The sequence below is a fragment of the uncultured Aquimarina sp. genome (assembly GCF_947492405.1).
GTDB lineage: Bacteria > Bacteroidota > Bacteroidia > Flavobacteriales > Flavobacteriaceae > Aquimarina.
Genome location: NZ_CANLMP010000008.1, coordinates 24,482 through 40,695, shown reverse-complemented (window position 1 = coordinate 40,695; position 16,214 = coordinate 24,482). Strand labels below are relative to the sequence as shown.

15 protein-coding genes are annotated in these 16,214 nt (G+C 32.2%); 10 read left to right on the top strand and 5 right to left on the bottom strand.

Going from position 1 to position 16,214, the window contains the following annotated elements; genetic code table 11:
• The first annotated feature begins 77 nt into the window (after positions 1–77).
• Genes Q0829_RS23435 through Q0829_RS23425 form a run of 3 tightly spaced genes read left to right on the top strand, consistent with a single transcriptional unit; the run spans position 78 to position 1,888 of the window.
• Positions 78–1,163, top strand: coding sequence for a DNA replication/repair protein RecF (locus Q0829_RS23435; RefSeq protein ID WP_298547549.1), 1,086 nt, complete (start codon positions 78–80; stop codon positions 1,161–1,163).
• A 14-nt stretch (positions 1,164–1,177) separates the two neighbouring features.
• On the top strand, positions 1,178–1,591 hold the full coding sequence (locus Q0829_RS23430; protein WP_298547546.1) for a lipocalin family protein: 414 nt from the start codon (positions 1,178–1,180) through the stop codon (positions 1,589–1,591).
• A complete protein-coding gene (locus Q0829_RS23425; protein ID WP_298547543.1) occupies positions 1,592–1,888 on the top strand; it encodes a DUF721 domain-containing protein in 297 nt (98 codons plus the stop codon). It begins immediately after the preceding gene.
• Here the strand turns inward: Q0829_RS23425 and Q0829_RS23420 are convergent.
• From Q0829_RS23420 to Q0829_RS23405, 4 genes are all read right to left on the bottom strand, one after another.
• Positions 1,874–2,266 (bottom strand): hotdog domain-containing protein, encoded by a 393-nt coding sequence (locus Q0829_RS23420; protein WP_298547541.1) that lies wholly within the window; start codon positions 2,264–2,266, stop codon positions 1,874–1,876. The genes Q0829_RS23425 and Q0829_RS23420 overlap by 15 nt on opposite strands.
• Positions 2,267–2,439: 173 nt before the next feature.
• Positions 2,440–3,900, bottom strand: coding sequence for a hypothetical protein (locus Q0829_RS23415; RefSeq protein WP_298547539.1), 1,461 nt, complete (start codon positions 3,898–3,900; stop codon positions 2,440–2,442).
• Positions 3,901–4,085: 185 nt separating this feature from the next.
• Positions 4,086–5,786, bottom strand: a complete 1,701-nt coding sequence (locus tag Q0829_RS23410) for a hypothetical protein (protein ID WP_298547537.1) — start codon at positions 5,784–5,786, stop codon at positions 4,086–4,088.
• Positions 5,787–6,002: 216 nt separating this feature from the next.
• Entirely contained in the window at positions 6,003–7,445 is a 1,443-nt protein-coding gene (locus tag Q0829_RS23405; RefSeq protein WP_298547536.1) for a hypothetical protein, read from the bottom strand.
• A gap of 174 nt (positions 7,446–7,619) precedes the next feature.
• Here Q0829_RS23405 and Q0829_RS23400 point away from each other — a divergent pair, with 174 nt between their 5' ends.
• From Q0829_RS23400 to Q0829_RS23385, 4 genes are all read left to right on the top strand, one after another.
• Positions 7,620–8,141: an RNA polymerase sigma factor gene (locus tag Q0829_RS23400; protein WP_298547533.1), complete on the top strand. Its 522-nt coding sequence runs from the start codon at positions 7,620–7,622 to the stop codon at positions 8,139–8,141.
• Positions 8,142–8,273: 132 nt separating this feature from the next.
• On the top strand, positions 8,274–9,188 hold the full coding sequence (locus Q0829_RS23395) for a FecR domain-containing protein (protein ID WP_298547532.1): 915 nt from the start codon (positions 8,274–8,276) through the stop codon (positions 9,186–9,188).
• A gap of 4 nt (positions 9,189–9,192) precedes the next feature.
• Positions 9,193–11,745: a TonB-dependent receptor gene (locus tag Q0829_RS23390; RefSeq protein ID WP_298547529.1), complete on the top strand. Its 2,553-nt coding sequence runs from the start codon at positions 9,193–9,195 to the stop codon at positions 11,743–11,745.
• A gap of 300 nt (positions 11,746–12,045) precedes the next feature.
• Positions 12,046–12,567 carry an FKBP-type peptidyl-prolyl cis-trans isomerase gene (locus Q0829_RS23385; protein WP_298547527.1) on the top strand — a complete coding sequence of 174 codons (522 nt, stop codon included), beginning with the start codon at positions 12,046–12,048 and terminating at the stop codon, positions 12,565–12,567.
• An 87-nt stretch (positions 12,568–12,654) separates the two neighbouring features.
• Here Q0829_RS23385 and Q0829_RS23380 read toward each other — a convergent pair whose 3' ends face one another.
• Entirely contained in the window at positions 12,655–13,074 is a 420-nt protein-coding gene (locus tag Q0829_RS23380) for a nucleoside-diphosphate kinase (protein WP_298547525.1), read from the bottom strand.
• A gap of 345 nt (positions 13,075–13,419) precedes the next feature.
• Here Q0829_RS23380 and Q0829_RS23375 point away from each other — a divergent pair, with 345 nt between their 5' ends.
• From Q0829_RS23375 to Q0829_RS23365, 3 genes are read left to right on the top strand one after another with little or no spacing between them, the layout of a single operon-like run.
• The gene (locus Q0829_RS23375; RefSeq protein WP_298547522.1) at positions 13,420–14,436 is read left to right on the top strand and encodes a DHH family phosphoesterase; all 1,017 of its coding nucleotides are present in this window, start codon (positions 13,420–13,422) and stop codon (positions 14,434–14,436) included.
• Complete coding sequence (gene gldI / locus Q0829_RS23370) at positions 14,433–14,984, top strand: gliding motility-associated peptidyl-prolyl isomerase GldI (RefSeq protein ID WP_298547519.1); 552 nt, start codon at positions 14,433–14,435, stop codon at positions 14,982–14,984. Before Q0829_RS23375 ends, gldI begins: the two co-directional genes overlap by 4 nt.
• A gap of 14 nt (positions 14,985–14,998) precedes the next feature.
• Entirely contained in the window at positions 14,999–16,168 is a 1,170-nt protein-coding gene (locus Q0829_RS23365; RefSeq protein WP_298547518.1) for a peptidylprolyl isomerase, read from the top strand.
• The last annotated feature ends 46 nt before the right edge of the window (positions 16,169–16,214 follow it).

Genomic DNA, 16,214 nt, shown 5'->3' with positions numbered 1-16,214 from the left:
TTTGTTATTTTTCAATATTTTGCACTTCTTATTTGAGAATTCCAAAAAAGACACTACTCACTGATGATCAGTAATTTATGATTCTAAAATCACTTTCTTTAATCAATTATAAAAATTTTGAATCCGTTAATTTCGAATTTGATGATAAGATTAATTGCCTTGTTGGACACAATGGAGTGGGAAAAACTAATATCCTTGATGCTATTTATCATTTATCTTTTGGGAAAAGCTATTTCAACCCAATTACTGGTCAAAACATAAAACATGACACTGATTTTTTTGTAGTTGAGGGATTATACGAAAAATCAGATCGAGAAGAAAAAGTAATTGTTAGTGCAAAAAGAGGGCAGAAAAAAGTAATAAAGCGAAATGGAAAGGCCTATGACACTTTTAGCGAACATATAGGTTTTCTTCCGCTGGTTATTATTTCTCCAGCAGATAGAGATCTTATTACGGATGGGAGTGACACACGTCGTAAATTTATAGATGGTGTAATTTCTCAGAGTGATACTGCATATCTTTCTACTTTATTAAAGTATGCTAAAGTTGTTTCTCAGCGTAATTCTCTTTTAAAATATTTTGCTGCTAACAACACATTTGATCCTACTACTCTGGAAATTTACAATCAACAAATGACTGAACTTGGTAGTATCATTCATGAAAAAAGAACTACATTCCTCGAAACATTCATTCCTATTTTCATTAGTCGTTACGAAGCTATTAGTTCTGGTAAAGAATCGGTTACGCTTAAATATCAAAGTAAATTATCGGAAAATAATTTATTAGCACTTTTGGAACAAAACTTAGCAAAAGATCGAATGTTACAATACACGAGTGTAGGAGTGCATAAAGATGATTTATCTTTTGAGATTGATGGACATCCTATAAAAAAATTCGGTAGTCAAGGACAACAGAAATCATTCTTGATAGCGTTAAAGCTTGCTCAGTTTGACTTTATTAAAAAACAGAGTAGGGTAAATCCATTACTACTATTAGACGATATTTTTGACAAGCTTGATGAAAAACGTGTAGAACACATCATTCAGCTTGTAGATGATCAAAATTTTGGTCAACTTTTTATTAGTGATACTCACGCAGATCGTACAGAGAATGTGGTGAAAAAAATATCTCAATCATATAAAATCATTAAGCTTGGGGTTTAATTAAAAAATAATTTATGTCAAAATATATCATATACGCTATAATATTGCTGCTAGTTTCATGTTCAAAACCAAATCCAGAATCATTTATCAAACATATTGATGGATATTGGGAAATTGAAAAGGTAATTACTTCTGAAGGTATTGAAAAGCAATACAATTTTAATCAAAGCATTGACTTCTTTGAAGTAAATAATATGAAAGGAATTCGTAAAAAAGTACAACCACAATTAAATGGTAATTTTATCACGACCAGAGATAGTGAAACATTTACATTAGTAATAGAAAATGATAGTTTAAGAATGCATTACAAAACTCCATTATCAACCTGGAAGGAAACATTAATTTCTGCAAAAGAAAAGCAGATGATTATAATGAATGAAGCAGGAAATCTTTACTTTTACAAACCATACACAAAGATTGAATTATAAATGGCAAGGCGACAAAATGATCTTCAAAGCATAAACAACGTCCTTAAAGAATTTGTTAGCGAAAACAAACTTCAGAAAGGCCTGGATAAGGTAGAGGTACGTGATGTTTGGGAACAAATTATGGGCCCTGCTATTCATAAATATACCAGAAACATAAAACTGGATCGTGAAACCTTATACATAGAACTTACTTCTTCAGTTCTTAGAGAAGAACTGAGTTATGGAAAAGAAAAAATCATCACCAATCTTAATGAGGGACTCGGCAGAGAACTTATTAAGAAATTAGTTTTGCGCTAGTCTATCTTTTACAAACTCCACCTTGGTTTTTCCATGAGCAGAAGGTTTTCCTTTTTCATTTAAATTAACCATAGTAATATTCTCTACCTGAATTATAGTTTTACGCGTCAGTTTATTTCTTACTTCACATTTTAAGATTAAAGAAGACCTCCCAAATTTTACCACTTCCATTCCAATTTCTATAATATCTCCCTGTACAGCAGAACTCACAAAGTTTATTTCTGACATAAACTTAGTCACTACTCTTTTACTTTCTAACTGAATAACTGCATAGAGTGCAGCTTCCTCATCAATCCATTCTAACAATCTACCTCCAAACAATGTCTCATTCGGGTTTAGATCGCCAGGTTTTACGATCTTTCTAGTGTGATATCTCATATTCTTCCCCTTTATTTTCTTACAAAACTAAATAAATAAAACCTCAATTAAATTAGGTTTAACATACCTAAAAGAAGAATTATGTTTTTCGAAATTTGGATAGAAAGATGCTATCAGATTATAAATTTTAGTGGTATCATTTTACAGTCTTAATACTGCAAAAAGTGTCTTTTTTATTGAACAATGAGTTCCTGACAGAATTGAGTACCTTCTGGGCACGTAGAAGTTTCTGCAGTAATACAGATTTCATAGGTTCCAGGATCAAATTGAAAAAACAACGTATTGTCTCCACCAGGACCACCATCTTGTTCTATAATATCTCCATTAATAGTCCATTCATAAGTTGTAGTTCCTATATCCTGAAACTCTGCAAAGAAATTATAACCAGAAGTATTTCCTTCTTGCTCAATTGTAAAAAACAAATCCGGGCAGATAGGCTCAACAACAATTTCTCTACAAAATTCTGTTCCATCCGGACAAGAAGGTGTTGTTGATTTTATGCAAACATTATGAACTCCTGGGGATAATTCAGAGAATAATGTATTATCTCCGTTAGCACCACCATCTTCTTCTATAAGCTGGTTATCAATAAACCATTCATAGGTTAACTCATTTATCCCTTCAAAATTAGAAACAAAAGAGTATCCTAACGTTCCTGGCTCTTGCTCAAATTCGAAAAACAATTCTGGACATAGAGTTGTTACCTCTATAGTTTTACAAAATTCTACACCTTCAGGACAAGTTTCAGTTTCTGCTTTGATACAAACTTCATAAGTTCCTGGTGTTACAAAATCACGAAGTAATACATTATCACCCTGATTATTGGGACCGTCACTCTCAACCAACTCCCCATTTACGAACCAATCATAAGAACCTAAAATCTCTAAATCAGGAAAATCCGCTATAAATCGATATCCTAGGTTAAAGCGATCTTCGAGCTCAAAAGTAAAATTCAGTTCAGGACAACGACGTTCACAGGATTCCATAATTCTGAAAAAACCAAAATAAGTATCTATTGACGTACTCTCAAAATTTGGAGATACTAATAAATTTACAGGAAACTTGAAATCTGGTTGATATGCTGCACCTTGATTCTGATAAAAAATCGCAAATTCTTCATCTGAAGTTATATTTATTTCATCCCCATCAGCATTCAATAATATTACTGGGTAATCAAACTTAAAACAGCTATTAAAAAAACGATCAAATTCATCTCTTACAGTATCGAATTGACATTCTCTTAAAATATTTAATAAGTCAGTTTCATTAGTAATAGGAACTTCGATATCTGTATTTCCAAAAACAATCTGAATCGGAAACTGTAATCCAGTAACATTAAAGTTAGCTCCCTGACTGGAAATCACATCTACCAACCCATCGTAACTATCAATCCTAATGGTTGAATCTGTATTATATCCTAAAGTAATAGGATATACAAATCTAAAGCACTGTTGACTTTCTGAAGGAAAAGTGGTGTCGGAATTAAAATTATTAAGAACAGTTACTATAGCAGCACTAGAAATTACATCATCTTTATCTTCTTCAGGAAAAAAAGAATCATCATTGACACAACTGCTAAGGAATATCAAAAAGAATAGTATCAAAAATTGTATATATGTATTGAAATTCTTCAAAATAACTTGTCTTTATATAAGTAAAACGTCCAAAAACCATTCTACCCTACCCTAATGTAAAATATTTTTTTTCAATTTATTTCGCATTACAATCTAACACATCTTATGCGTATAAACAAAATTCCCTGGAAGAATGGCAATGCTCCCAGGGAATCAACCTAATTAATCTAACCTAACTAACTGTACTATTCGATCACTAATGTTTTACAAAATATAGTTCCATTAGGACAATTCGGTGTTTCTGCAATGATGCAGATTTCATATGTACCAGCTCCGAATTGATAGTATAAATAATCATCTCTATCGTTACTACCAATAATTTCTGAGTTCACAACATCTCCATTGATTGTCCATTCGTAACTAACATCGCTCATCCCCTCAAATTCTGCATAGAAATTATATCCAGGAGTATCTCCCTCTTGCAAAATATTGAAGAATAGATTAGGGCAATCGTTTCCTGGTTCATCTATTTCTATAACTTTACAGAATGTCACTCCTTCTGGGCAATCAGGCGTTTCTACAGAAAGACACACTTCGTATCTACCCGGATTAAACTGAAAGTAAAAAGGATCATTATGTCCTGAACTAGTTCCAACATGATCTCCATTAACTGACCAAGATAAGGTTACGTTATCAATACCATCAAAAGCATTTGGATAAAAATAGTATGCTGGATTATCACCATCTTGTTCTGCTTCAAAGAATAGCTCTGGACAAACATTAGTATTTCCTTCGATTTCAATAATTTTACAAAAAGATGTTCCTTCTGGACACTCAGGCGTTTCTGTCATTAAACACACTTCATATCTTCCTGGTTCGAATTGGTAATAGAATCTATTATTGTCTCCGTTATTAGAATCTTCTACTAACTCTCCATTAATAAACCACCCTAACCACTCGAATTGATCAGCACCTTCAAACTCTACCTGAAAGTAATATGCTGGATTATCACCGTCTTGTTCTGCAATGAAAAATAAATCTGGACACGCATCTTCTCCAACTCTGATCTCTTTACAATAGATAACTCCATCAGGGCAATCTTCTGTGAATACCTTTAAACAAACTTCGTATTCACCTGGTTCGAATTGATACGTTAAGACTCTTACTCCACCTTGTTGATCTGTTGAATTTTCTATAAGTTCTCCATTTATATACCATTGTATTTCGGTTGCTACATCGATTTCTTCAATCTGAGCTTCGAATGTATACGTTCCTGTGGTTCCTGGTTCCATTTCTTTTTCAAAAGAAATTTCAGGGCATCTTTCTGCTATTTCTTCTACTTCAATTACTTTACAATATGAAGTTCCATTAGGACAATCAGGAGTTTCTGTTTTGATACATACTTCATAACTACCAGGTTCATTAAATTCCCAAAATAAGTAGTTATCATCATTCTGATTATCACTTTCTACTAACTCTCCGTTAATAAACCACTCATAACGAGTTTCTTCAATTCCCGGAAAATCTGCAATAAACTTATATTTATTTGGCCTTTCATATTGTCTAGCTTCAAAGAACAAGTCTGGACAAGGGTCTGTTTCGTCAATATCTACTTCAATCTCTTTACATACTTCTATAGGACACGTATCACTTGCTACTTTTACACAAACTGTGTATGTTCCTTCTTCGAATTGGTATTCGAAAATCTGATTTGCTATATCATTTAAATTACCTGTATCTATTTCTTCACCATCAATAGACCAAGTAAGTCTCACGTCCTCGATACCATCAAATTGAGCAGCGAATCGATAAACTGCACTACCAGAAACATTATCTACATTGATCGTAACATCTGGACAATTTTCTAATTCTTCAATCTCTTCACAAGAAGTAAATCCTAATAACAGTGTAAAGATCATTACATACCAAATACTAAGTTTTTTCATCGTTATAATTTTTAGGGGTTGTCAATAATTAATTGTTTAGAGTCTTTTTTATCGGCCCTACAATTATGAAACGCAGCTAAAAAAGAATACCCTACCCCCTTCCTTAAAAAAAAATAAAAATCATTTTTAGAATAAAAAAAATGAGGTTGTATATCAATACAACCTCATCATTTAAAATTACGAATTATGAGTTACCAAGAACCTTTCTCGTCCATATTACAAACCTTGATAATCAACTTCAATACATTCTTGTAGTGCTCCGCACTCAGTTGTTTCAGCCTTATAACAAATCTCATACTTCCCTGCTTGATTAAGATGATTTTTTAAGATAATAAAATGACCTGTTGATGTTGTAGGATTGATTTGATTCCCATCAATTTCCCAAACTACAGAATTATTTTCTAATCCAAATAAAATAACGCCATTAGCATTTACAAATTCTGCTCCATTAGTCGCTATATATTCTAGTTTAAATACTGAACAATCTACTGGTTCTGGTTCTGGAATCACTATGTCTCTGCAAAATTCAGTTCCATTAGGACATTCGTTAGTTTCGGCCTTGATACAAACAGTATAAGTACCTGGATTGTATGAAGATAAATCAAGCTTATTATCTCTATCCTGACTCTGTAAACTTTCTGTTTCTACTAAAGTACCATCAACAAACCATTCATATACATCTAATTGATCAATTCCAGAAAAATTAGCAAACATTAATGTCCCTTCTTCGATAAATGATAAATCTGGACAATCATCTCCCCCATTATTATCATCTGTTACCTGCGCCGATACGCAAGCTTCGATTCCTTGAGAACAATCATTAGAATTAAATTTTACACAAACTTCATAAGAACCTGGGTTATAGTCGCTCAAATCTAAAGTTACAGTACCGCCTTGAACCTGTAAATCTTCAGCAGCTAACAGTTGATTGTTTACATACCATTTAAACAAATCAATATCATTAGTACCACTAATTGTAGCGACAACAATACTTCCTTCTGAACTAATTGAAAGATCAGGACAAGAATCTTGCCCATCACCATCGATAGTAATCTCTTCGCAATACTCAGTACTCGTACAAGTTGGACTTTCTGAGATTAGACAAATACTATATGTACCTTGTTCTAAATTAGTAAGAGAAAACTTATTATCTCCTTGATTATTGATTCCTTCATTTTCTATGATAGTTTCATTACCCAGTGTCTCTCCAGAAACTCGCCAAGCATAAAACTCTAATGTATCGATACCTTCAAAATCAGCAAATAGATAATCTCCATCCCTAGTGAATTTTAATTCTGGGCAACCTTCCATATCTTCTCCCACAGTTATCTCTTTACAAAATTCTACACCAGCAGGGCAATCAGGAGTTTCTGCTTTTATACAAATAGTGTAAGTTCCAGGATTATATTCTGAAATATCTAATATATTATCGCGTTGATTTTCTAAGCTTTCAGTTTCTACGAGTTCATCGTTTACAAACCATTCGTAAACATCCAAACTATTTATTTCTTCAAAATTTGCAATTAATTTCCCACCATCTCTTTCAAAAGATAATTCAGGGCATTCTGTAGTAGGATCAGTTTCATCATTTTCTTCACAAGAAGTAAATGTTAGCATAAGCCCTAGCATAAGTAGGCTTAGTATTCTAAGATTTTTCATTTTAATTTTTTAATTAAAGATTAAGTAAAACTCAATTGAGATATTTTGTGTGTTATAACACAAGTAAAACGCAAGTCAGTCAACCTACCCCACCCCTTTACTTCTATATTTTTTTAAATTTATTTTTTTTGGTATCAGAAAAAAATCTAGTTTTGACACCAAATCAATCCCCAAATGTCTGACAGTAAAAACTCTACTTGTGACGAACAAGCCTTTGATCAATTTTTCAAAAGTCATGCAAAACTTTTGAGAAGTTATCTATATTATAAATTTGGAGATCTTGATCAAGCAGAAGATATCGTACAGGATTCCTTTATAAAGTTATGGAACAATTGTGCAAAAGTTCCTTTGGATAAGGCAAAAAGCTATGTCTATACCATAGCTACTAATCTAGGAATTAGTATTGCACGTCATCAGCAAGTAAAATTTAAACATCAAAATTACATTACACAACGAAAAAGTGACGTAACAAATGAATCCCCAGAATTTGTTTTGCTTGAAAAAGAATATATGGAGAAATTAAAAAATGCTATAGCTGATTTACCTGATAGACAGAGAGAAGTTTTTCTTTTGAGTAGAATTGATAAAAAAACATATAGAGAAATTGCCGAATTATCTAATGTATCAGTAAAAGCAATTGAGAAATTAATGCATAAAGCTTTAGTTACGTTAAGAAAGAAAATTGGAAATATTTAAAATAGTTGATGATTGATGGAAACTATGAAATTATCATAAACTGGATAACCATTAAAAATTGATTTTTAAAAAAAATTAAAACGGAGGTAGGGTAATACCAAACTTAAACGTTTTATTATATATAAGCAGATTATGTTTGACGATAAAAAAGATGATATATTCTTATCCAGATGGATAAATGGAGAACTTTCTCCAGAGGAACTTCATGAGTTCCAATCGCATCCGGAGTATAATCATTATAAGAAGATTATGGCTGGCGCCGATGCTTTGGACCTTACAACGTATGATGTGGATGCAGCTTTAAACACTATAAAAACAAAAAGAAATACTTCTTCTCAAGAAATTACAAAACCCGTTATTAAACTTTGGCCCTATTTCGCAGCGGCAGCTTCTATTATAATATTATTTGGATTATTCTTATTCAATTCTAATGATTCATTTACAACTTCTTTTGGAGAACAATTAGCAGTTACGCTTCCTGATGGTTCAGAAATGATACTTAATGCTAAGTCTAAAGCTAGCTTTGACAAAAATGATTGGGATACTGACCGAACTGTATCCTTAGATGGCGAAGCTTATTTTAAAGTAAAAAAGGGCAGTAAATTTACAGTAACTACAGCAAATGGAAATGTTTCTGTACTAGGAACTGAGTTTAATGTACAATCACAAGCTTCATTTTTTGAAGCAGTTTGCTATGAAGGTAAGGTAAGTGTTACCAATGGAGAAGACAATACAATTCTTGCTGCTGGAAAAGGGTATAGAAAAATTGCCCGTGTAGCTTCAGAGAGTTGGACTTTTGAAGCATTAGAACCTTCTTGGATTACTAATACAAGTTCGTTTAGAAGTGTTCCGTTACGTTATGTTTTTAAGGAATTAGAGGATCAATATGATATCGTCATCGATACGAAAAACATAGATACTGATATAATTTATACCGGAACTTTTCCTAATAATGATATAAAAGTTGCTCTTAAAACAGTTTTTAGTACCTTAGGTTTGCAATACCAACTATTGCAAAACGGTAAGACCGTGGTAGTAGAAAATTAAGAGCATGACGAGATTTTTATGTGTATGCATACTTTTATGGAGTATATCTGTTTTTTCTCAAGAAAAAACATACATTATTGATGCTCAAAATAAACCACTATCACAAATAATTCCATCTTTAGAAAAACAATTCGATGTAAAGTTTTCTTACATTGATGCGACTATCATTAACAAATTAGTATCTCTGCAAACTAATACCGAAACTAATATAGACGATGTTCTTGATAGCCTTGAGCAACAATCTAAATTAAAATTTGAAGTCACAGGAGAAAACTTTATCACTATTAGAAAATACTCTAAAAAAGATACCGTTAGCGTTTGCGGTTATATTTATAATGAAAACTTAGAACCCTTAGAAAAAATCAGAATATTCTTCAAAGCCTCCAGAACCAATGTTACTACAAACGAAAAAGGATATTTTGAAAACAAGGAAGTTCCTTTTAGTTCGGCAGTTTTAATAAGTGCTCCAGGGTTTCGACAGAAAGTATTAAATACCTCAGAGTTTATTAATAAAAATGATTGTATAAAGATCTACCTTACAAATACTATAGAAACTCTTGATGAAGTTGTTATCCAGGAATATCTTACCAAAGGAATTACTCAACATAAAAAAGTAGTAAATATCGATCTAAAGGATATCGAGATACTACCTGGACTTACAGAACCAGACATTTTACAAAGTATCCAATTGACACCAGGTGTTAATAGTCCATTCGAAACAGCATCTGGTTTATATATACGTGGTAATGCTCCTAATCAAAATTTAGTTCTTTGGAACGGTATCAAAACATATCATCAAGGACACTTTTTTGGTATGCTATCCGCTTTTAATCCTTACGTAGTAAAAGAAGTTGATTTTTCTAAAAGTGGCGTAAGCGCTAAATATGGCGATAGAATCTCTGGGGTTATTGACATCAAAACAGAAAATGAGGTTGCAGAACGTTTTACAGGAGGAGCTGGTTTTAATATGATCAATGCAGATGCTGTTGTACATACACCAATTATACCAGACAAAGTATCTTTACAAGTATCTGGAAGACGATCATACACAGATCTCTTAGAAACTTTTACCTATAAACAGTTCGCGGATCGTGTTTTTCAGAATACAACTATCGCAGAAACTAACCCACTAAGTGAAGCTAAAAATGATTTTTTCTACACGGATTATAATGCCAATTTAATTGCCAAACTTTCGGATTTCGATAAAATTGAAGTGAATGCCCTTTACAGCAAAAACGATCTTGATTTTAAACGAAATGATAATCTTATGTCTTTTAATGATAACTTAATAACTGAAAACGAAGGATACAATATAAGTTGGAAACACATTTGGAGTAATCAATTAAGTGTCAAAAGTAGTGGGTATTACACAAGATATTTACTAAACTATGAATTCATTACAGAAGAATCAGGAACCACAACTGAAATAGAAAGTAAAAAGAACAGTGTAAAGGATTTTGGCGCAGCTTTAGACCTTAATTATTCATTATCAGATAACCATAAGATTCTTGGAGGGTATCAATTTTCTAATAACACCATTAAGTATGCATTTGTAACGACTACTCCAACATATGAATTAATTTTGGATCAAGATGATCGTTTTCTTAACACACATGCTATCTACGGCGAATACAAATATGAAGTCCCTAAAAACTTTTATTTTTCTGCCGGATTACGCTTAAACCATTATTCGGAATTAGATAAATCGTTTATTGAACCTCGTATTTTCATACAAAAAAACTTGTCAAAGTATTGGGCAGTTAATGCCACTGGAGAATATCGTAGTCAAGCTGTTAGTCAGATCAGAGAATCTGTGGTCAGCGATCTATCTTTGGAGAATCAGGTTTGGACATTAGCCAACAAAGAGCAATTCCCTGTAATCACGAGTTATCAGTTTACTTTGGGAAGCAGTTTTAAGAAAAACAAATGGTATTTTGATATAGACACATATTACAAACAAATAGATGATATCACTTCGCTAACTGCTGGTTTCATCAATCCAATTGACAACACCTATCATACTGGCGAAAGTAGGGTTTATGGAATTGATTTTTTCCTAAAAAAACATTTTAAAAACTACAAAACCTGGGTAAGTTATTCTTATATCAATACTCAAAATAAATTTGATGATATCAATAACAATGAATCTTTTCCCGGTAATTGGAATATAGAACATACCGTAAAATGGTCCCACTTCTATAAGATCAATGACTTTCAATTCTCTTTAGGTTGGCTCTGGCATACCGGTAAAGCTTTTACTAATGTTTCTGGTGTTGATGAAAGTGGAAATCTGGTATTATTGGATTTTGGAGAAATCAATGGTAATAATCTTCCAGTATATCACAGGCTTGATTTTTCTGCTATTTATGATTTTAAAATAAGATCGACGTCTAATGTTAGATATCGATTAGGGTTGTCTGTTCTGAATCTTTATGATCGGGAAAATTTATTGAACCGAGAATTTAGAACTACTAATTCATTGGATAATCGATTTATAAATTCAGATATTTTTGCTTTGGGGATTACTCCTAATCTAAGTTTTAGAGTGTTTTGGTAGTATTGAAAAGTATTCCAAACTCCATACTTGATTTAGACTATACTATATAATTTCCTTCCTAGTTTCTTGGACGAGTACACTTAACTTTCATCTAAAAAGGAAACTTTTTCTATTTATTACTGTGCAAAAAAGTATTATTGCACCCGATTTATAAAAATCACGGTAATCTCAAACTTATACATTGCCTTAATTTTTACATTTTTTTTTCGTAAAAAGAAAAAAAAGTAAACTTGGATGGTAACAAATATGGGATTCAAGACACTTAAAATAAACCACAATTATTTTTTTAATTAAAAACTTATGAAAAACATATTTATAGTACTTGCTTTATCCCTCCTTTTTTTCTCCTGTAATTCTGATGATGATCAAGGTTTTGATCCTGGAGAACCTATTAACTTAGAATATACACAAGAGGAAAAAGATGCAGAATTGCAATGGATAGAGAACTACCTATCAGAGAATAATCTTTCTGCTATAGCTACTGATTCAGGGTTGCATTATATAGTAATGAATCAAGGTGACGGATTAATTCCGGTGGACGAAGATACCGTTATATTTCATTTCAAAACCAGTATCGCAGAAACAGGAGAAGTTATCGGAGAATCCAATAGAGAAAATAATAATTACGGAATTTCCTCACCTATGGCATCACTTTTAGAAGGGGTAAGAGAAGGTTTTAAGAGGGTCAATGAAGGTTCTAAAATAATGATGATTGTACCTTCTTATCTAGCATTTGGAAAATTCGGTAGTTTTGATGGATCTATACCTCCAGAAACTATTATGATTTATGATATGGAACTAAATATTGTATTAAAAAATTAATGCATCAAGAAGATTTGTACTTTAAAACAAAAAAACCATCCGCTCGAAAGCGGATGGTTTTGAACACTATACTAATATATTATATTCTTAGAACTGCTCTCTTCCTGAGAAATGGAAAGCACCTTCGATAGCAGCATTATCGTCACTATCACTTCCGTGAACAGCATTTTCACTTATAGAAGTAGCAAACTTCTTACGGATAGTTCCTTCTGCAGCTTCTTCTGGATTCGTAGCACCAATTAAAGTTCTAAAATCTTCTACAGCATTTTCTTTTTCAAGAATAGCCGCTACAATTGGACCACTAGTCATATATTCTACTAATTCTCCATAAAAAGGACGTTCACTATGCACAGCATAAAAAGCTTTAGCATCATCAGTAGTTAATTGAGTTAATTTCATTGCTACAACTCTAAAACCTGAAGCAGTGATTTGTTCAAGGATTGCACCGATGTAGCCTTTTCTTACCGCATCTGGCTTAAGCATTGTAAAAGTTCTATTTGTTGCCATTTTTAAAATTTGATTTTTATCTTATTTCCCTTTAAAGGGAAACCTTATTCTTTTAATATTTCTTTTGACGATTTTGAGCCAAATGAAAAATTTTGTGCAAAAGTATAGATAAAAGCATCAAAAACAAGAAATATCCTCAGAAAGTACTGTCTTTTCCAAAATCAAATCAGAAAATTCTAATTTTTAGGACATTGTTTTGTTATTTCTTGCAATATGGTACTATTTTCATCTCCCTAAATAAAAAGACTTTCATCGTTTTTAATATTCCTGTCCCAAATTAGAACAAGATAAAATTAAGAGTTCCATTATTACCATATTATTAATTAATAGTATATTCGCTGATCTATGAATACTAGTGAGATTAAAGAAATAAAGGTGCTTTTGAGCACTCCAAAAAAGATTGTTATTATTCCTCATAAAAACCCAGATGGAGATGCTATTGGATCTACTTTAGCATTACATCATTACCTATCTGGTTTAGGACATCATTCTGTGGTTATTACACCTAATGATTACCCAAATTTTTTAAAATGGATTCCCGGAGAGAGTACCATTACTAAATATGATAGTGATACAAGTCTTGCAGTATCCAAAATTAAAGAGGCAGATATTATTTTTACTCTAGATTTCAATCATTTCTCCAGGACTGGAAATATGGAAAATGTCTTGACCCAAACTGATACTACATTCATTATGATTGATCATCATCAACAACCAGATGATTATGCTACATATACGTATAGTGATATTGGTATGAGTTCTACTTGTCAAATGATCTATCATTTTATAGAAAAATTAGAGGATCTCGATAGAATAGATGCTGATATCGCTACTTGTATTTATATCGGTATTATGACGGACACAGGTTCATTTCGATTTAGATCCACAACAAGTACGACGCATAGAGTAATTGCCGATTTAATTGATCGTGGTGCCGATAATACCAGAATCCACGAAAAGATTTACGACACCAATTCGTACTCCAGATTGCAACTACAAGGAGTAGCTCTAAAAAATTTAAAAGTACTTCCAGAATATAACACTGCATATATCACGTTATCACAAAAAGAATTAGATGATCATAATTTTAAGAAAGGTGATACAGAAGCATTCGTTAATATGGGATTATCTCTGGAAGGAATAATTTTTGCCTTGATTTTTATTGAAAATAAAGGTGAAAATATTATAAAAATCTCCCTACGTTCCAAAGGCGATTTTTCTGTAAATGAATTTTCTAGAAATCATTTTGAAGGAGGCGGTCACCACAACGCCGCTGGTGGAAAAAGCAATCTTTCTCTTGAAGAAACTGTTGATAAATTTATTAGTATCTTACCCTCTTATAAAAAGGCCTTAAATCAATGAAATATTTCCTTCTATTCTTAAGTGTTTTGACACTGTTTTTTTCTTGTAAAGCGCCAGAAGCAAGGAAACCGATCAGTATTTCATCAGGATCATTTATTAATGAATCAATAAATAGAAATAAGGAACTCATTGCTAGAGAAGAAGCACAAATTCAAAAAATTATTAAAGAAGATTCTTTAAATAGCTATATTTCATCGGATGGCGGTTTTTGGTATTATTACGAAAAAAAAGATACCATTTCTTCTATTACACCAAAGTTTGGTGATATTGTAAATTTCAACTATGATGTAAAAAATCTTAATGGTACCACAATCTATAATGAGAAAGAACTAGATACCGTAAATTATTCGATTGATCAAGAAGATATTTTTTTCGGGTTAAGAGAAGGGTTAAAACTAATGAAAGAAGGAGAAATAATAACATTTTTGTTCCCATCTTATCAAGCATACGGTTATTATGGAGATGATCATAAGATTGGGACAAATATTCCGTTAATATCAAGAGTAACACTCAATAAAATCACAAAACAATCAACAAAAGAAAATTAAACCTTAACAAAAAAATGAAAAAATTAAGTCTTTTATTTTTAGCACTTATCGCCCTTACTTTTACCAATTGCGAAGAAAAATACCCTGAACTTGGAGATGGAATCTATGCGGAGATTATTACCAATAAAGGTACCGCTATTGCAAAATTATACTATGACGCAACTCCAATGACAGTTGCCAATTTTGTTTCTCTTGCAGAAGGAACAAACACGATGGTAGATAGTTTATATAAAGAAAAGAAATATTACAACGGCATTATATTTCATAGAATCATTAAAGATTTTATGATACAAACTGGAGACCCATTAGGAACTGGAACCGGAGATCCTGGATACAAGTTCCCAGATGAAATTGTAGATTCATTAACACATAAATCCAAAGGTATTTTATCTATGGCTAATTCTGGGCCAGCTACTAATGGAAGTCAATTTTTTATTACACTTAAAGAAACTCCTTGGTTAAATGGTAAACATACTGTATTTGGAGAAATAGTATCAGGACAAGATGTGGTGGATAGTATTGGAACTGTAGAAACAAAAAAACCAGGAGACAAACCTGTTTCTGAAGTAAAAATGCAACAGGTGAATATCATCAGAAAAGGTAAAGATGCTAAAGCATTTGATGCTAAAGCTGCTTTTGAAGATAAATTAAAAGTTTTAGAAGAAGAAAAACTGGAAAAAGAACGCCTTGCTAAAGAAAGAAGCGCTAAAACTGCTACTAGATATACTGAACTAAAAGAAAAAGCAACAAAACTAGAAAGTGGTTTAGAAATATATTTCCTTAATAAAGGAGAAGGAGCACAACCAAAATTAGGAGAAATGGTAAATCTTAATTATCAAGGATACTTCACTGATGGAAGAATATTCGATACCAATATTGAAGAAATAGCAAAAGAAACAGGAACTTGGGATCAACGTAGAGCTAATCACCCTAAAGGATATGCTCCAATGCAAATGGCTTATTCTCCAGAAGCACAGATGATTCCTGGTTTTAGAGAAGGAGTACAACAAATGAAGGTTGGAGATAAAGCTGTTATATTTATTCCTTCTCATTTAGGATATGGAGAAAGAGGTAGAAGACCTATCCCGCCAAATACAGATTTGATATTTGAACTTGAACTATTGAGTATTGCAGAGCAATCAGCTCCTCAAGATCATTCTAAAGACGATGGTCACGGTCATTAATTAAAATATAATTTCAAAAAAAATGCATCTCATTCCATTTGAGATG